The following is an 18567-nucleotide window of genomic DNA, read 5'->3' as shown; positions in this document are numbered from 1 at the left end:
GCAAGCAGTAACAGTTGTTGCTGCTACAGATAGTATATTCTGCCATAAAAATACTTTTCCTGCATTTTTCTGTAAAAAAAATAATTGCCGCCACCGGGCTTTTCCCCACTGGCAGCAACAAAGGCTCCCCGCTAACTATCGCACAATCGCCAACCCGATGGTCAGCGCCAGCATCAGCAGCAAAGCAGTATAATCAAGACTGCCCAGCGCTACGTCAGCGGTAAATTGACGCCGCCCCTGACGGCCAAATCCTCTGAGCTCAAGACTCATCGCCATAGTTTCCGAACGCGATACTGCCCGGAGCACCAAGGGTTCAACAATGGCAACATAGTCTTTCAGGCGTTTTAGCGGACTGCCGCGAAAAACATAGCCCCGGCAGGCCTGCGCTTCCCGGACAATCTGACTTTCCTCAAGAAAATCCGGAACAAACCGGAGCGCCGAAGTAAACATAAAAGCATATTCATACGGTATCCGGCATTGGCTGACCAGCGCCGCTGTCAGGTCCTGCAACCTGGTTGTAGCCAATAAGAACACAAAAATACTGGACATAGCAAACATTTTAAGACCAGTCATCAGCGAAAATTCCAGTGTACTGCCAAACACGTATTGCAAAGCTGCCAGCATTACGGCAAATACCGTTAAACCGGCAACTGCCTTACAATGCTTGGCTGACGGACGGTACAGCGCCAGCAGCAAGAGTTCGCCGCCAACCAAAATGGCTTGCCCGGTCAAGGTGGGAAGCAGCAAAGCCCATATCGAAACCGCAGCAGTCAAAATAAGTTTAGTGAGCGGTGCAAGTCTAGGCATGGTTTTCCCTCCTCTGGTTTATCGCACGACTGACCAACCCGGTCAGTTCTGCGGCATCTGTGCTGTTAATCCCGTTAAGCTGCTGGCTGAGAGCCACGGCAGCCGGGGGTATAAGGCCCCACCTGGCGATATCCTGACTGCCGTCAAACAACGCCGCCGGCGTACCGTCAAACACTTTGCAGCCTTTGTCAAGCACGACCGCCCTGGTAGTATACTCCGCAATAAGCTCCATGTCATGGGTAACTAAAATAATGGTAATGCCTTGTTTATTCAGGCCCACCAACAGTTCCATCAGATTTTGCGCTTCCCAGGGGTCCTGTCCGCTGGTCGGCTCATCCAGAATCAACATCTTGGGCTGCATAGCAATGGCCGAAGCAATGGCTACCTTCTGCTTTTGTCCCCGGCTAAGTGTTCTGGGAAAACTGTCTGCCGCCTCCGTCAGTCCGGTCATGCTAAGCGCCTTGGACACAGCCTCATTAACAGCTTCCGGGGTAAACTTCAACTGCTCAGGCCCGTAAGCCACCTCTTTGGCAACCGTATCCCGGAAAATCTGCCTGTCAGGGTTCTGGAACACATAACCAATGCTGTGAGCCATGTCGGCCGGTGTCATCGCTGAGGTATTCTTCCCCTGAAGCGTAATACTGCCGCTGGTGGGTTTCAATAACGCCATAGCTAAACGGGTCAGCGTAGTTTTACCACTGCCGTTGCGGCCGGCTAACGCCACAAATTCACCGCTTGCCACGGCAAAGTCCACGCCATCCAGCGCCCGCCCGCCCTTGTTGTAGTCAAAAACAATATTATTAATATCTAAAAGAATTTCAGGCACTTTTGGCCACTCCCTCTTTACAGGTCAATCGATTTAGTTCTTCTGCTGCCTGACTTTCACTTTTCCAGGTACCAAGCCGGATGCCTGTCGCTTCCTCTATTGCCAGCTTAATGCTCCATAATGTCGGCACACCTTGCTTAAGCTCAGGCTGCTGCCACATAAAGGTAAGTGTTTCGGCTACATCGCCGGCAAATTTCATCTGGCCGTCCTGTAAAACAATAATCTGACTGGCATAAGGCAAAACCCGCGCCAGCTGGTGTTCAACGACAATCACGGTTTTCCCCTGGACATTAAGCTCATGCAGCAGTTCGTAAATACCGGCAGCGCCTTCAGGATCAAGCGCCGAAGCCGGTTCATCAAGCACCAGAATATCGGGTGACAAAACAAGCACGGCAGCAATCGCCAGCCGTTGTTTCTGCCCGCCGGATAAACCGGCTACTTCCCGCTCCTCCAGCCCGGCCAGCCCCACCATGGCCAGCGCCTGACTAACCCGCTCGGTAATTTGGCTGCGGCTGCAGCCCGAAGTTTCCAGACCAAACGCCACTTCCTCCGCAACCGTCAGGGCCACAAGCTGACTCTCATAGTCTGCCAGCACGGTCCCCACCTGTTCTGCCAGCTCGCCCATACTGCTGTGGGAGGCGTTAATACCACCTACCTGCACATGCCCACCCCGGCGACCGCCAAAATAATGGGGCACAACACCGGCAACAGCCAGCGCCAAACTGGTTTTGCCGGCGCCGCTGGGGCCGGTAATCACACTAAACGATCCCCGGGGGATGGTTACATGTATATCATTAAGTACCAGATCACTGCCAGGATACGCATAAGAAAAATGTTGAAATTCGACAGCTGTCATTGGCTAATCCTCCTTACCGCCAAACAATCTTTTCGCCGGGAAATACAGCAGTTGGGTTATGACCATATTAATGCCGGCAGCCATCAGCACTACAGGCATCATGCCATAAAGATAAACAGCCATCGGCAAGGCCAGCACTACTTTCAGTATGCTGATAAAGGTAAAACCGCTGGCCACGGTGCTGATACCTGCCGTTATCGCCGGCCGCAGGTTGACACCGCCCAGCTTCAGACTAAATGATGTATGGACCAGCAATGCGCACACCACAGCACCCACCGGCTCACTGGCAAAATTAGCGTAGGGCAGGGCAGCCTTGGAGATAGGTATCGAAATGGCCCCTGTCACCAAACCAATGCCTGCAGCCTGTTTCACATTTACCCGGGTCAGATTGATGGCAATACAATACATCGCAATCAGCCAATTGGGCGTAATGCCGCCAACAGCCGGAGTAACTATTTTCAAAATAGCACCTATCGCCAGAAGCAGCGCCGTGACTGCCACCCAGCGGAAACGGCCCTCTTGCCCGGTTTTAATGGTAACTAATTCTTGTTGTTGCTGTTTGGTGTTCACGTAAACTCCTCCTTTTATTATCTGCCCTAAAAAACACAAAACCCCGTCCCTTGAAACATGCAGAACTGCATGCTCCAAGGGACGGGGTACTATAACCCGCGGTGCCACCCCAGTTGACCAGATTTCTCCGGCCCGGCTCAATCTAAGTACAGGACAATAAGCCCGATACCCGCTTCCTGGTAACGGCGGAAGAATCCCGACAGCGCCTACCCCGGTAACCGGCTCGGACTGTATCTCCCAGGTCCATTCGACATGCTGAGCGGCGCCAAACTCCCACTGCCGTTGGCTCGCTGTGGCTCTCTAGCCATGTGTACTCTTCCTGGTCATCGATGTAAAACCATATGTCATTGAGCAAAGTATAGCAAAAGGTAAGGTAGCTGTCAATGGCTTTTTGCGATTGACAACAATTGCCGGTGTAGTCTATATACATACTCGTACCCCTCATTATGGCCTGCAAGCAGGATGAAGGGGAATCTACTTTAGCATTGCCAGCATAGTACCGGCAGCAACAGCCGTACCTATTACACCGGCTACATTAGGCCCCATAGCATGCATTAGTAAATAATTGGATGGGTTTGCCTTTTGTCCGACAATCTGACTTACACGAGCCGCCATGGGTACGGCTGAAACGCCGGCTGACCCAATCAGCGGATTGACTTTACCGCCGGTTGCATAGCACATGATTTTACCGAAAAGAACTCCGCCGGCTGTACCACCGGCAAAGGCAACCAGCCCTAAACAGATAATAAGAATAGTCTGGTATGTGAGAAAGTTTTCCGCTTTCATAGTGAGGCCTGTACCGGTAGCCAAAAAGATAGTGACTGTATTGATGAGTGCATTTTGCGCAGTATCGGAAAGACGATCAGTAACACCAGATTCACGGAGTAAATTCCCCAGCATCAGCATGCCCATAAGGGAAGCAATAGGCGGCAACAGCAGGCTGATAACAATAGTAACCGCTACCGGGAAAGCCAGTTTTTCAAACTTAGTGACAGGGCGCATTTGATCCATCACTATTTCACGCTCTTTTTGAGTTGTTAATGCCTTCATGATTGGCGGCTGAATCAATGGCACCAGCGACATATAAGAATACGCCGCAACTGCAATGGCACCCAGCAAATGCGGCGCCAGCTTAATGGTGAGATAAATTGCCGTCGGGCCGTCGGCACCGCCAATTATTCCGATGGCGGCAGCTTCCTGGACACTAAAGCCGAGAGTCATAGCACCCATAAGCGATACAAATACACCGATCTGAGCGGCCGCACCTAAAAGCAGTGTGGACGGGTTGGCAATCAAGGGGCCAAAGTCAGTCATAGCACCAACCCCAAGGAAAATCAACGGCGGGAATATCTCGTAATGAATACCATATAAGATGGCCTGCATCAAGCCGGGTTCTTCTTCAAACCCAGTTTTGGGGAAATTGGCAAGAATACAGCCAAAAGCAATCGGAGCCAGCAAAAGCGGTTCAAAACCTTTGGCAAAAGCCAGATATAACAGGATTATTCCAACGATTATCATAATGCCATTACCAACAGTAAAAGCTGCGAATCCACTATCTGACCAAACAGCTTGAAGCGCAACAGCAAGTGCATCCATTATCTTTTTCCTCCTTTTTTGAATACTTCAATAGAGTTTTTGCAGCCTAAAACGATTGATTTTTGGCAGATACACCTTCCAGGCGGGCGGCTTGAAACCAGGCTTTGCCTCCTGCCGGGCGAATTGATACAATTTGCTCAGGGCTATAACCATAGGCAGCTATGGCAGCACTAATAACAGCCACTATTTCAAACTTATCTTGACTAGCATCAGCATATTCCGGTTCCGGAACAGTTGCAGGAACACTTACAAGAAATTTTTTAGTTTCAGCTACATTTTTTTCACGTGTCGGGTCAATAATTCGGATAAATTTAATGACCCAGATTAAAGCATACAAAACAGCAAAAACTACTAACAAGTTTATGAGTGAAATCATTAACGGATTAGTTGTAACCGGTTGTTCCATTTTTTCACCCCATTTCTACGGCGTATCACAATATTATTCCCCGTAATTTACAGTATCGGATTTTACCTCCTTTTCTAAGATAAAGAAAATACGGCTTGCGCCGAGCCTGTGGCGACAGCGGAAGCCGATGTTGCCCTTATCCAGGCAAAAGTTATACTTTCTATCAAGATAAAATAACGGGAGAAACCGTGATGACAGGCTTCTCCCAAATTAGACATATTTTCCTATAAATTCATAATAAACAAAGAACCATTTATTGTCAAGCCTTTTGACGTTAATTGTGGCCAATTTGCTGTGGGGACGGTTGCCTATTGTCAAAGACAATGTGCTGACGGCAACAACTCCCGGTGAAACGGTCGACGTGCTCGTTACCGAGCGTGGCGTGACAATATATCCTTCGCGCCGCGACCTGTGGGAGAAAGTAACGGCGGCGGGACTGCCGGTGAAAGATATTCACGAGCTTAAGCAGGAGGCGGAAAAAATTGCCGGGACGCCGCAGGCTGTTAAAACAGGCGACCGCATTGTGGCTGTTGTGGAATACCGTGACGGTACTGTGATTGATGTAGTCAGTCAGGTGGCCGAATAAGACTATAAGAAAAGCGAACGCAACAGAAAAATGGCTCCTGCAGCAGGATGCCATTTTTCTGTTGCGTTCGCTAGAGTTTGTCTTTTGTTTGGCGTGGTCCCTTTATACTGTCCGGATGCTAATATAATCAACCGCTTCCTGGTCTTCGGAAAAAACAACGCTGCCGGTAACTTTTTTTCCCTTGAGCACCGCCGGCAGCCAGTAGCTGTCATCGGCCCACATTTCCTTATACGGAATATCAGGCACATCAAACCATACCGGTTTCATTTCCGTGGTTTCCTCCGGTTCCCCCTGCCAGTTGCGGACAATATACACATACACATCATGCTCAAGCTCAGGCTTATCAGGAAAAGAAAACATCAGCTTCCCGACGTCTTCCAAATCGCTTTCCTGTACCTTAAGGCCGCATTCTTCAGCCAGCTCGCGCACAGCGGCAGCCGCCGGCGTTTCACCGTCCTCGATCTTGCCGCCAAAACCATTGTATTTGCCACAGCCAAAACCTGTCTTCTTCATTCCGAGCAAAATACGCTCAGCCGGCTTTCCCTGAACAGGCAGGCATAATGTTGTCGAATACATCCTCGTGTCCCCCTTTTAAAACCGAAAAACTTTTAACTTATTGGTAACTGTTGATATAGCCAGCGGCAATAGCGGTCCCCGCTCGCCATCCAGGTCGCTTTCTACCGGTTCATCACATTCAATGACAATGTCTGTCGCCTGTACATACCGGATATGGCTGCTGGAGGTATGCCTGCCGGAAAAAATACTGATAAACAGGCCCATCAGGTCCGGAATACTGCATTTATTAACAATCAACAAATCCAGCTTGCCATCATCGACTTTTGCTGCCGGTGCCAGCGTGGGAAAGCTTCCCACCATGCCGCTATTCATAATCAGAAACAACAAAATATCGTCCTCAAATACCTGACCGTCAGCCGTTATCCTGACATGAAGCGAACGAAAACTGGGCAACTCCCCCAGACCTTTAAAGTAGTATGCCATCCGGCCAAGCGTGTTTTTAAGAGAAGCATCGACACTATGGGCAACCGAAGTCAACAGCCCGGCACTGGCCACATTCAGAAAGTATTCCCCATTGACGCTGCCAACATCCACCGCACGCCATAAACCGCCGGTAACAGCGCGCAGGCATCCTGGCAAATCTTTGCCGAAATTCAGATGGGTGGCAAAATCATTGCAAGTCCCGCTGGGAATTATGCCAAGCGGCACATCAATGTCTTCGGCCAGCATTGCATTAATCACTTCATGCATCGTGCCATCGCCACCGGCTACAATAAAGCCGTCGGTGGCAAACCCCTTGATCTCGTTGATAAATGGCCGGATATCGCCTTTGTATCTGGTGCGAAAGGGCAATACCAGACTGCCTGCTGCCTGCAGATATTCGACTACCTCATCCAGCCTGGATTTAAATCTGGCATCCCCGGACACGGGATTATAAATCAACGCATACTTTTTCATTGTTACCTCTCCTGCCGGCCTAAAAATCCAGCCATTGACCGTCGGCCGGGACTCGCACCCTGCCGCCCAAACGCTCCTGTTGGATAAATTCATTCAGTTCCGCCCGGGTCAAGAGACAATGGTTAATTGCCTCCATGTGCAATACCACCACTTTGGCTGCCGGCGCGTGCTGACAAACCCGGAATATATCCTCTTTCCCCATGGTTATCGGCTCACCCTGGTTAAACCTGGCTGCACCACCGTAGAGGACAATGACTTCAGGTTTATGGATTGACAGCGTCTCGGCCACTTCCGGACACCAGACAGTATCACCGGCAATATAGAGTGTTGGTTCAGTGGCCGCCTTAAGCACATAGCCCGACACAGGCGCCATCTTACGGCCAATTTCGCCGGTGCCATGCTGACCACCGGTTCGTATCAACTCTATATTTCTCCAGGTTATAACCGGATCTACCGGCTGTACTGCGGTAAACCCCAGCAAATGTAGTTTATCCCGATCTTCGGGCTGGCAAAACACCGGCAAAGCCTTCGGCAATTGTTCACCGGCAGCCGTATCAAAATGATCACGGTGTGTATGGGTAAGCAAACAGCCATCTGCCGTCATGACCTCTTCGACGCTGACAGGCAATTCCACCAGCGGATTACGCCGTTGATTAGGTGAGTTATCAATAGGTGTCATTGCTGCTGCCGGACTTAACACAGGGTCGACCAACAAAGTTACACCTTGGATATGTAAGTGAAAAGTAGCATGCCTCAGGTGCCTAATTTTCATTACCATCCCCCTCTGGTTAAACGATTGGCATTTACTATCCAGATTATACCACACTTTTTTATATCCTTGCAGCCCCTGAATATCTCAAACATAGTAAAGAAAAAAATAGCAATGCAACGGACTAAATCGGCCAGATTTTTTGTCATGCCATTAAAAGCCGTCGTTACTTGCCCGATTTCGTCTATGCGACACAAAAAGAGGAACACTCCCGCCTACGGCCAAAACGCCGGGCTGTGAGTGTTCTGTTTATGGACATACGTTTAACTGGATATACTTTCTAAGGATTTTCCTTTGGTTTCCTCACCCAGGATAATTACCGCCGCCGCCGCGACAGCATAGCATACGGCCCCCAGCGCGAAAACCCCTTCAATCCCGGCATGCGGCAAAATGGCCCCTACCAGATAAGAACCCACAATGGCCCCCAGCCGCCCCACCGCCGAGGCAAAGCCAGCTCCGGTAGCACGGGCGCGGGTAGGATACAGCTCCGGCGTATAAGCATACATGCAGGACCACATACCCAGCATGAAAAATTGCATAATTAAACCAAAAATAATTAGGCTGTTCATGGTTGTCGCCATACCATAGAAATAGGCTCCTGCCGCTGCTCCCAGCAGAAAAATTACATTGGTCGGCTTACGGCCGAGGCTCTCAACCAGATAAGATGAAGTCAGAAAGCCCGGAATACCGCCAAGGGAAATAGTTACCGTATAGAAAACCGATTTTGTTACTTCAAAGCCCTTCTGCTGCAGCAAGGTGCCAAGCCAGGTGGTTAAGCCATAATAACCCAGCAGAGCAAAGAACCATAAGCTCCAGATCATAACCGTTCGTTTGGCATAACCCGGCGCCCATAAATCCGCAAAGGAAGACTTGTCCGCCTGTTTAGCCGGATCATAAGGCCTGGGCTCAACAACCGGCAATTCCTGACCGCCCAAGGATTTTTTGACTCCTTCCTCAAATTCGGCAACCACTTGGTCGGCTTCCTCCAGGCGGCCTTTATCCTCCAGCCAGCGCGGCGATTCAGCGATATAATATTTAACCACAAAGTAATATAAAACCGGCACGGCTTCCGCAAAAAACACCAACCGCCAACCGCCAATAGGAATCAGGAAGTAGGCAAGAATGCCCGCACAGATAAAACCGATAGGCCAGAAGCCTTCCAGTATAGCGATATAGCGTCCCCGGTTCTGGCTGGGAATAAATTCGGATACCAGAGACATGGCCGGCGGAAAACCCGTGCCTAAGCCAAAGCCCAGCAGAAGACGGAACACACCCAGCATCTCCGCCGTTTGAGCCAAAGCGCACAGAATACTGGCGCCGCTATACACCAAAATGCTATTTTGCAAAATCACCTTTCGCCCGAACTTATCACTTAACATGCCGGAGGCCGACGCGCCGACAGCCATGCCGATAAAGCTCATTGTAGCAAGCAATCCGGCCTGCTGCGGCGAAAGGCCAAAATCCGTCTTGATCGAACCTAACACAAAAGTCAACATGGCCAGATCCATGGAATCAAACAGCCAGGCGGCGGCAATCAGCACAAAAATCCGTTTTTGATAGCCGGTGAGCGGCAACCGCTCAAGCCGGTCAGGTACACTTGCACGCAGGATCACATTGTTATCCATACCGGAAATACCCCCTCAGTGTAGTATTTCTGTGTCAACCAAAGCGATCTGCCAATTGTTATTGTATTTATTTACTTTTCTCAAATTGCCGTTTGAGCAGGGAAGCCTCCCAGGCTTCCCGCCACAAACGGCAGTGCTTCCCCTACTATGATCAGTATTTGCAATTGGCCTGGAACGTTTCCCACATAGCAATGAAATTTTCAATAGGCACATCGTCCTGAATATTGTGCACCGGCGAGAAGACAAAGCCGCCGCCTGGAGCGAACAAGTCGATATTCCGCTTGGTCTCTTCCCGGACTTGTTCAGGGGTTCCGTTCGGCAGGGTTGCCTGCGTATTGATGCCACCGCCCCAAAAGGTAATTACCTTCCCGAATTCTTTCTTCAGGCGCTCAGGCTCCATATTGGTGGCGGCAATCTGCACCGGGTTCAGGCAATCATAGCCGGCTTCGATAATGTCCCCGATTACCTCATATACCGAACCGCAGGTGTGCAGTGTGGTTTTAATACCAGGCTGTGATTTTTTTATAAATTCATTGAGCTTTTTGTGATAGGGGAAAATCAGTTCCCGCAGTACTTTCGGTGAACAGAAGGTTCCGCGCTGGGTGCCGAAGTCGTCGGCTTCCGCGGTTACGTCAAGCAGTCCGTCATATTCGTCAAACAGATAACCGTACCATTCGATTTTCTTTTGGTAGAGCTTGTCAATAAAGGCCTCGCAACGCTCCGGTTCGGCCACCAGCATAGCAAGCCAATTTTCATAACCGTAGACCAACGGCCCGGTTTGCAAAAAACCATTGCCAAACACCTGGCAGGTTGTTGTCAGAAAGCCCGCCGTGCGGTAATCCTCAAGCTCTTTTCTCGTACCAGGCACCAGGCGGTTGGGACAAGGCCAGATATACTTGGCGTCGTCTTCCTCATCTTCCGCTTTGCCCAGGGCAGTGTCGTACAGGTCGTAGTAGAGGCTTTGCTTGTGAGGCATACGGTAGGTGGTACCAAAATCATTGGTGAAATACGTGTACTTTTCATCTTCCCATTCCCGCACATACGGGCTTACATGCTCTTTCACATATTTTACCCTGGCATTACGGACATCGCAGCCAAGCAAATCCATTACCTTATCTGACGCATAAACCAGTTGGTAAGGTTTTTGAGCAATTTCCAAATTGTCTTCTTTCAGACCAAAGTAATCCAACAGCTTCTTATAAAAATATTTTGTAAACTTACACGCATGGCCTGAGCCTAAATCGAGTGGTATACGGTCCGGTTCCTGATGATTCAGAGCCATTTGCAGTCTCTCACGAGAATTCATACTATAACCCCTCCCTTATATATTTGGCTGGTGCTGCTTTATCCGGTTACGCGATAAGCTCTTTGGAAAGGCTTGCGGCCGAAGCTGCATTTTCCGCATAACCGTCGGCACCGATTTTATCGGCAAATGCCTGAGTTATCGGCGCGCCGCCGATAATAATCTTAACCTGGCTTTTAAGTCCGGCTGCTGCAATAGCACTGACAGAGGCTTGCAGAGCCGGCATTGTGGTGGTAAGCAGGGCGGTCAGGCCGACAATCCGGCAATCCGGGTTCGCTTTTATGGTATCAACAAATTTTGCCGCCGGAACATCAACGCCTAAGTCAATCACTTCAAAGCCAGAACCCTCCAGCATCATGCCCACAAGATTTTTGCCGATATCATGCAAATCGCCTTCGACCGTACCGATGATGAATTTCCCCAGAGTAGCCGCAGCTCCGCCAGCAAGATGGGGTTTGAGCGTATCCACACCCTTTTTCATTGCTCTGGCAGCCACCAGCATTTCCGGAACATAGATGTCTCCGGCCTTAAACTGATCGCCTACAATTCCCATCGCGGCAATCAGGCCGTCGTTCAAAATATCAGTGGCGGCAATACCTTCCGCCAACGCTTCCTCGACAAGGCCGCCAACCAGTTTCATTTTGCCGCTTGCAACCGCGGTTACGATTTCCTGAATTTTTGACATGTTGCATTCCTCCTGGTTTAATAAAATCTATTTGTTATTTTTGCTGCCCGAATTTGTTTTCCCGGTAGGCTCCTATGTATTCCATACAGTATTCATCCATGCCCAGCAGTGCTTCGGTAGCATAAATCATCCCCATCAGATCCCGATTCAGCGGATCAATGATCGCACTGTCCATGCCCGCGTTCATTGCCAGGACGAGAAAAGCCTGATTGACCAGTTTTCTGGCAGGCAGATTAAAGGAAATATTGCTGCCGCCACCGGTAACATGAATATCCGGATATTGCGCTTTGATGGCTTTAATTACTTCTGTAACGGTGTTGATCCCGTCTTCCGAGGTGCAGAGCATTTGTACCAGAGGATCAATATGCAGGCGGTTTGGAGCAATACGGTAGGCTTGCGCTTTTTCCATGATGGCGGCAAATACAGCCAGCCGCTTTTCCGCATTCTGGGGCAGCCCGGTGTCGTCGCATAAGAGTGCGGCACATTCCCATTTTGTATCGGCAATTAACGGAAAGATGACCTCAATCTTGTCACCTTCCATGGATACCGAATTAATAAGGCCAGGCTTGTTGCAGAACTTCATCGCCGCGGCACAAATACGGACATCAGGACTGTCAATGGCAATGGGTGTATCGGTAACTTCCTGCACCAGCCCGATAAGCCATTGCATAGTTTCAAGCTCGATCTGGTTATCGACCGACGCGCACACGTCGATAAACGCGGCCCCGGCATTGGCCTGTATTGTTGCAAGGTTCCGGATAAAATCCGCATCCTTCCCTTCGATGGCCTTGGCTACGGCGGGAATAGAACCATTTATTTTTTCACCAATAATAATCATCGCTTACTATCATCTCCTCCTAATGTTGTTACGGAGCATTCGTGCATCAGCAGAAAATATACCTTTTTTTTGCTGCTTTCACCCGCTGGGACAAGCCGGCACCAGACTACTGTTTTGTGGATCTTCATTCCGGATTTTAATGCTTTCTGGATTGGATGATGGATTCGGTTTATGCCTATGCAACATTTATGCCAATCTTCAAAAAATAATAGTTTATCTACTTGAATAGAATGGCATGGTCGTTGCTTATGTATATAGTTGGGAAATACTGAAAACCACTTAGCCGGATGGCAAGCATGCCATAATTTGAAGCTGCAGCCGGAAATCCTCCTGACTGCGTTCCCCGTATTCCTAAAAAATATTAAAATTCAAAATTTTTTAACAATATTGTCATTGTTCTGCCCGACAGTACGGCGATTATGAGTTGTTTTCGAATCAATGTCAGCCGAAAATACTGGCAGTTCGCGCGGTATTAGTACTACCAAAATGCTTTTATCTACACTTTAAAGCAGCGGAAAACAATATAGAGTCATTTACGATTCGCATTACCGTGATATCAATTGGCGCTGACTTGAAAAACCTGTATACTTTAAAAGGAATTAAGCACTATCGATTGAGTCGATAACGAATCGCAAAGTTTAAATATTTCAATAATTTTGCCAAATGGAGGGGCTTGTGTGGAGATATTACATCAGGTGAAACGTGTTACAGATAATAAAGAAACTATCATTGTGACAATCTCTGAAGAAAAACAAATTCTCTATTGGAATAAAAAAGCCGAATTGATTTTCGGGGATACGGCTGGCATGATTGCTTTTTTAGAAAGCCTGCATATCTCAGAAATCTTTGACACCGTTATAACCGACGGCACGGAACAGTCCCTGCGCTGCACCCTTCCCAACAACCACTGTTATGAAATGTTCATTTTTCCGTTCCGTCCGGCGAAAAACAAAGTAAATATCACTATTTTGTGGCATTTGTCCGAAGCCTGGGAGAGTTGGTCCAACTGGGACGAGAATATTTTCGCCCTGACCCAGGAAATCATTGACGCCGTGGCCGATGGAATCATTATCGTTGACGCCAAGGGTATTGTCCGCCAGACCAATAAATCCTATGAGGCAATGGCCAATATCCGCAAACAGGACTATATAAATGTGCATATTGACACGCTGGTGGAAAACGGGTTAATTCACCAGGGCCTGTCGCCTATGGTTGTTGACAGGAAAGAAACCATGTCCATTGTCGACTTCCGGAACGGTAAAGATATGCTGCTCACAGGAACCCCAGTGTTTGGGCGCACCGGAGAAGTCATTTGCGTTCTGTGCAATGTACGCGACGTAACCGAACTGAGAAATTTGAAAGAGCAGCTTTCAGAAAGCAAACGGCTGCAACAGGATTATTTAAAAAAGCTCAACGAAGTTATGTCCCCCAACATATTGAATTTCCACACCGAAAACGCCAAAATGCGGCATATTGTCGAGCTGGCAATGCGGGTGGCGCCGTCCAATTCCACCATTTTGCTGCTGGGTGAATCCGGTGTAGGCAAAGGTGTCTTTGCCAATTTAATTCATCAGTCAAGCAAACGCAATGCCAAGCCTATGATGGAAATTAATTGCGGCTCCATTCCTCCCAACCTCTTTGAATCGGAGCTTTTCGGCTATGAGGCCGGCGCATTTACCGGCGCCAGCAAAGGGGGAAAGCCGGGAATATTTGAGCTTGCCGACAAGAGCACCTTATTCCTGGATGAAATCGGCGATTTGCCCGGCGATATGCAGGTCAAGGTTCTCAAAGCCATCCAGGATAAAAAAATCATGCGTATCGGCGGCAACAAACCGATTCATGTTGATGTACGCATTATTGCCGCCACTAACCGGATTTTAGAGGACATGGTAAAGAAAAAAACCTTTCGGGAGGACCTCTATTACCGGCTGAACGTTATTCCTATCCTGATTCCGCCTTTGCGTGAAAGGCCGGAAGACATCTTGGCGCTGACACTGCATTTTATCAAAAAGCTCAACAGGGAATACAGCATGAACAAATTCTTCCAGCCCCTGGTACTCAACGCCTTTCTGGACTACCACTGGCCCGGCAATATCCGGGAACTGGAGAATACCGTGGAACGCTTGCTCATTACCAGCACATCTTCTGAGATTCCGTTGGCAAGCTTTTATGAAATCAAAGGAAATTCCGGCAATAACGATGGTACTATTGCCATACCCTTACAGGAAATTTTAGACCAAAAAGAAAAAGAACTCCTTCTCGCAACCTACAAAAGTACCAACAGCACTCGAAAGAGCGCTTCTCTGCTGGGCCTAAGTCAGTCGGCCTTTATGCGAAAAGCAAAAAAGCACGGTATCTCCCTGCGGTAATTCCCGTTTTGTTTACCGACAGAACAAATGTGTTGGCACGAAAATTGCTTTAGTGAAAAGTAGGATTTTAATGGATGGTGGTCGTCTGGATTGGAACCAAAACTGCTTTCACCGTTACGCACTGGGTACAGCCAACTGATTCGAAACAACTTGAATACTGCGAGGAGGAGTAAACCATGGGGGAACGGTTCGAAAACAACATAGCCGGACGTCTAGACAGACTGCCGCTATGTTCGGTTCAGTGGAAACTGTGGCTTCTGCATGAAATATGCTGGATATTAGGTTCTGTTGGATTGGGAACGGCGACTTTTGTATTAGCTTCCATCGGAAATGAATTTACCTTTACATCTACAAGCAAAGGTCTTGTCGCTTCATCCACCTACCTGGGCATGTTCTTCGGTGCCAGTTTGTCCGGCTACCTGGGCGATAAATTCGGCCGCAAAAAAATGCTGGTGATATCCATCTTTATTTGGAGCTTAGCCAGTCTGGGACTGGCCTGGAGCCCAAACATCACTTTCTTTTGGATTTTCCGGTTTTTCCTGGGCCTGGGAATGGGCGCTCAGTTCCCGATGACACAGTCCATGCTGTCGGAGCTTTTCCCCGCCAATAGCCGGGGACGCGCCATCTGTCTTATGGAGGGCGGCTTCCCGCTGGCCTGTATCTTAGCCGGCCTCATTTCCTGGGTAGCGTTGATGTATGTCGACTGGCGATACGTTTTCTTGATCCAAGCGCTGGGCGGACTTTGTGTGTTCATGGTAATATACAAGATTCCGGAATCAGCCCGCTGGCATGAATCGGTAGGGCAGTTGGACAAGGCAAAGGCCATTGTCGAAACTATGGAAGCCCAGGTCATTAAAGTAACCGGCAAACCCTTGCCGGCCATCCCGGAACCGATTGTCGACGAAAGGGATTACTCCGGTAAATCCAAACTGGCCCAATTGTTTGAGCCTGACCAGATTAAGAAGACACTGACCCTTTGGACGCTCTGGTTCTGTGTATTGTTTGGCTTTTACGGTTTAAATACCTGGATTTCGGCCCTGCTGGTAAATGCCGGGTTCAGTGTGGTTAAATCCAGTGGTTTCGTCCTGCTGATGTATTTACCCGCCATACCAGGCTACCTGTGCGCGACTTATTTCGTGGAAATATTCGGCCGCAAAAAAATGATCTTTTCGTATTTAATCCTCGCGGCGGTATTTTGCTATTTTTACGGACAGTCACAAACGCTTACCGAGCTGTTTGTCTTCGGCTGCTGCATGCAGTTCTTCATGTTCGGTATGTGGTCGCTCATTTACACCTATGCCTCAGAAGTATTCCCGACAAGAATCCGTTCCACCGGCTGCGGTACAACTTCCTCGGCTGGCAGAATGGGTTCGCTGATTGCACCGACACTTTTCGGCCTGCTGTTGCCGTACATAGGAAACAGCGGTTTGTTTAATCTCGGTGCGGCGATTTTTATAATCGGCGGCACGGTGACGCTTATCTTCGGCGTAGAGACAAAAGGCAAACGCCTGGAAGAAATCCGCAATCTGTAAGAAGTATTGAGAGCCGTGCCGAATCCGAGTTTCGACACGGCTCTCTTTGATACCGGGAATTCCAAACCAGCCTCGGCCGGCCTGCAAGTGTAAAGTAAACAGGCGCGCCTTAGCGACAGCCAGTTGCGTCACGCGCCGCTCATAAGACGCTGCGTCCGGGTTAGTCTGGATCAGCAAACAGCTCGCTGGTAATAACAGCGCCATTTTCTACAATAACAAAGTCATCCTCCCAGGGACCGTAGATCAGTTTTCGCAGGTAAGTGTCGCTCCCGGCAATTTCCTCATACCGCAGCCGGAAAAAGTCGGCAAACTGCCGGACATAAGCAGCCGCGAACCGGTCCCGGTCGTCACCGGTTTGTATAAACAAGGCCCGGGTATAGTGCTTTAGGGTTTCCTCGGCAATCCAGCGAGAGTCTTCTTCGCCATATTGCTCAATATTTTTCCAATACTCCTTCAACGGATCCGGTGCGCCATCCACCCAGCCGGCAGTAAAATAATAGGTGCCGCTGTTCTTGCGGAATTCATCAAGATATCTTTGCCGTGAGCCCAACACCAGACCGATACAATCATCCGAGCGGGGAATAATCAGGCGCTGGCCGGAAGCCCCCCGCAGGCCAATAATCGCGTTGCTGCATAACCCATATGCAAACAGCAGGGTCTGATATCGTCCGGATCGGTCAATCAGCTGCTGCAATTCCTGCCGCAGCTTATCCGGCGTCCGGTGGAGCAGCTGTTCCAGATAAACCGCATCGGCAGGTATCTTTCCCTGTCTTTCAATTTGCGTTTTCAAAACTTCACAGCCAATTAATAGAACCTTGTTCATGAGTACCTTCTCTCCTTTACGTGCGTTCTTCTTAGTAAACGGTACAATTTTTTCCATGATTGTCATGGTAAATCTATCCTTCAGCTAATGTGTATAGAAAAATATATTGCAAAAAATATGCCAACCGCCAAACCGACAGCAAAGTCCGACAGGTGCGATAAATACAACTGGCTCCTGGCCGTACCTTAAACAGTACAGCCAGGAGCCAATTTCTGGATTGGTTAATTATAAAGATAATATTGTTTAGACAGTGCTTTAAACCGCGCGGCAGCCTCATCCCAGTCATGTAATATTTCAGCCTCAGGCACTTCGTTCCGCACACGGCTGTCACCCGTATAAAGGTCGATGGTCGCCGTAGCGGCAGTGGACGGCAAAGTAAACGCAAACTTGCCGCCGCTCATATCCTTGATTACATACAGCAGAGTCAGACCTGTCCGCACCGGGAGAAAGGCCTGCCTGTCAGTCACATGCAGCTGCACCCCGCCGCACAGTCTGCCAGTGTATTTGACCTCGGCCTGTCTTGGTGTAAAATACACCGGCCGGAAGGCTACCCCCGGCAAACCTGCGGCATTCATGCGTTCCGCCAATGCGGCGGCATTAAGCCAGGGTGCGCCGACAAGCTCAAAGGGCCGGGTAGTGCCAATACCTTCCGATATATTGGTACCGCCAAAAATTCCCGTACCGCTGTACACCAGGGCAGTATCCGGTGTCGGAACATTGGGGGATGTCATAACCCAGGGCAGCCCGGTATCGTCAAAGTGCATACTGCGCTGCCAGCCTGTCATCGGAATCACCACCAAATCGCAATGAATATTGTACTCACTGTTCATCAGGCGGGCCATTTCGCCGATTGTCAGGCCATGGCGGGCCGGAATGGGATATAGGCCGATAAAGGATTCATACCCCGGCTGAATAATATTGCCTTCCACCGCTTCACCGCCGGTTGGATTAGGACGGTCAAACACAACAAAGGTCTTGCCCTGTTCTTTGGCGCTTTGCATGGCATAGGCCATGGTAAACATATAGGTGTAGAACCTGGCGCCAATATCCTGCATATCAAAGGCCAGGACATCGATATTGTCCAGCATGGCAGCGGTTGGTTTCTTGGTTTGGCCATACAGGCTGTAGACCGGCACACCGGTAGCTTCATCCAGATAGCTGCCAACAGCGGCCCCGGCAGGTATAGCCCCTCGAATCCCATGTTCAGGTGAAAATAGGGCAACAAGGTTGGTCTTGGCTTTAAGCACATCAATACTGCTCTGAAAATCGCTGGTCATCCCTGTCTGATTGGTGATAAGCCCCACCCGCTTTCCCTGAAAAACAGTGAGGTGTCTGTCAATATTATCAATGCCCAGCCGCACCGGAGCTAGGGCCGGAGCAGGGGCCGGCTTTTCTGCCGCCTGCCCGGACAAATCCGGGGCGGCGCTGCAGCCTGTTGCTGCTATCAGAAAATACACCAGAAAAAACATCATAAGTAAGCGTTTACTGTGCACAACTAACCTC

18 protein-coding genes are annotated in these 18567 nt (G+C 49.4%); 3 read left to right on the top strand and 15 right to left on the bottom strand.

What is annotated here, in order from left to right:
- Positions 1-135: 135 nt before the first annotated feature.
- The 6 genes from SPSPH_RS00300 to SPSPH_RS00275 form a co-directional block, all read right to left on the bottom strand.
- Entirely contained in the window at positions 136-807 is a 672-nt protein-coding gene (locus tag SPSPH_RS00300) for an energy-coupling factor transporter transmembrane component T family protein (protein ID WP_075752126.1), read from the bottom strand.
- On the bottom strand, positions 800-1633 hold the full coding sequence (locus tag SPSPH_RS00295) for an energy-coupling factor ABC transporter ATP-binding protein (protein ID WP_109298175.1): 834 nt from the start codon (positions 1631-1633) through the stop codon (positions 800-802). The genes SPSPH_RS00300 and SPSPH_RS00295 overlap by 8 nt, the downstream gene beginning before the upstream one ends.
- Positions 1626-2489, bottom strand: a complete 864-nt coding sequence (locus tag SPSPH_RS00290) for an energy-coupling factor ABC transporter ATP-binding protein (protein ID WP_075752124.1) — start codon at positions 2487-2489, stop codon at positions 1626-1628. Before SPSPH_RS00290 ends, SPSPH_RS00295 begins: the two co-directional genes overlap by 8 nt.
- A gap of 3 nt (positions 2490-2492) precedes the next feature.
- Entirely contained in the window at positions 2493-3059 is a 567-nt protein-coding gene (locus tag SPSPH_RS00285) for a tryptophan transporter (protein WP_075752122.1), read from the bottom strand.
- Between the two features lie 474 nt (positions 3060-3533).
- Positions 3534-4655 (bottom strand): sodium ion-translocating decarboxylase subunit beta, encoded by a 1122-nt coding sequence (locus SPSPH_RS00280; protein ID WP_075752120.1) that lies wholly within the window; start codon positions 4653-4655, stop codon positions 3534-3536.
- 46 nt (positions 4656-4701) lie between these two features.
- The gene (locus SPSPH_RS00275) at positions 4702-5061 is read right to left on the bottom strand and encodes an OadG family protein (RefSeq protein ID WP_075752118.1); all 360 of its coding nucleotides are present in this window, start codon (positions 5059-5061) and stop codon (positions 4702-4704) included.
- Between the two features lie 256 nt (positions 5062-5317).
- Between SPSPH_RS00275 and SPSPH_RS00270 the strand changes: the two genes are divergently transcribed.
- Positions 5318-5647, top strand: a complete 330-nt coding sequence (locus SPSPH_RS00270; RefSeq protein ID WP_083945325.1) for a citrate lyase subunit alpha — start codon at positions 5318-5320, stop codon at positions 5645-5647.
- 102 nt (positions 5648-5749) lie between these two features.
- Here the strand turns inward: SPSPH_RS00270 and SPSPH_RS00265 are convergent, their stop codons facing one another.
- The 7 genes from SPSPH_RS00265 to SPSPH_RS00235 form a co-directional block, all read right to left on the bottom strand.
- Positions 5750-6223 carry an 8-oxo-dGTP diphosphatase gene (locus tag SPSPH_RS00265; RefSeq protein ID WP_075752116.1) on the bottom strand — a complete coding sequence of 158 codons (474 nt, stop codon included), beginning with the start codon at positions 6221-6223 and terminating at the stop codon, positions 5750-5752.
- Positions 6224-6238: 15 nt separating this feature from the next.
- Entirely contained in the window at positions 6239-7120 is an 882-nt protein-coding gene (locus tag SPSPH_RS00260) for a diacylglycerol/lipid kinase family protein (protein WP_075752114.1), read from the bottom strand.
- A 19-nt stretch (positions 7121-7139) separates the two neighbouring features.
- Complete coding sequence (locus SPSPH_RS00255; protein ID WP_075752112.1) at positions 7140-7892, bottom strand: MBL fold metallo-hydrolase; 753 nt, start codon at positions 7890-7892, stop codon at positions 7140-7142.
- A 260-nt stretch (positions 7893-8152) separates the two neighbouring features.
- Complete coding sequence (locus tag SPSPH_RS00250) at positions 8153-9514, bottom strand: MFS transporter (protein ID WP_075752108.1); 1362 nt, start codon at positions 9512-9514, stop codon at positions 8153-8155.
- A 151-nt stretch (positions 9515-9665) separates the two neighbouring features.
- A complete protein-coding gene (locus SPSPH_RS00245) occupies positions 9666-10820 on the bottom strand; it encodes a uroporphyrinogen decarboxylase family protein (RefSeq protein ID WP_075752106.1) in 1155 nt (384 codons plus the stop codon).
- Positions 10821-10866: 46 nt separating this feature from the next.
- Positions 10867-11502 (bottom strand): corrinoid protein, encoded by a 636-nt coding sequence (locus SPSPH_RS00240; RefSeq protein WP_075752104.1) that lies wholly within the window; start codon positions 11500-11502, stop codon positions 10867-10869.
- Between the two features lie 34 nt (positions 11503-11536).
- Positions 11537-12340 (bottom strand): methyltetrahydrofolate cobalamin methyltransferase, encoded by an 804-nt coding sequence (locus SPSPH_RS00235; RefSeq protein ID WP_075752102.1) that lies wholly within the window; start codon positions 12338-12340, stop codon positions 11537-11539.
- Between the two features lie 677 nt (positions 12341-13017).
- Between SPSPH_RS00235 and SPSPH_RS00230 the strand changes: the two genes are divergently transcribed.
- Positions 13018-14709 (top strand): sigma-54 interaction domain-containing protein, encoded by a 1692-nt coding sequence (locus SPSPH_RS00230; RefSeq protein ID WP_075752100.1) that lies wholly within the window; start codon positions 13018-13020, stop codon positions 14707-14709.
- A gap of 176 nt (positions 14710-14885) precedes the next feature.
- Positions 14886-16241, top strand: a complete 1356-nt coding sequence (locus tag SPSPH_RS00225; RefSeq protein ID WP_075752098.1) for an MFS transporter — start codon at positions 14886-14888, stop codon at positions 16239-16241.
- 160 nt (positions 16242-16401) lie between these two features.
- On the opposite strand, the gene SPSPH_RS00220 is transcribed toward SPSPH_RS00225, so the two are convergent.
- Positions 16402-17064, bottom strand: coding sequence for a DUF1638 domain-containing protein (locus tag SPSPH_RS00220; protein WP_075752096.1), 663 nt, complete (start codon positions 17062-17064; stop codon positions 16402-16404).
- A 221-nt stretch (positions 17065-17285) separates the two neighbouring features.
- Positions 17286-18557, bottom strand: a complete 1272-nt coding sequence (locus SPSPH_RS00215; protein ID WP_233138615.1) for an exo-beta-N-acetylmuramidase NamZ family protein — start codon at positions 18555-18557, stop codon at positions 17286-17288.
- Positions 18558-18567: the final 10 nt, after the last annotated feature.

Origin of the sequence: Sporomusa sphaeroides DSM 2875 (assembly GCF_001941975.2) — a bacterium.
GTDB classification, from domain to species: Bacteria; Bacillota; Negativicutes; order Sporomusales; family Sporomusaceae; genus Sporomusa; species Sporomusa sphaeroides.
The sequence above is the reverse complement of the archived record's forward strand: the minus strand, read 5'-3'. Positions and strand labels throughout refer to the sequence as shown.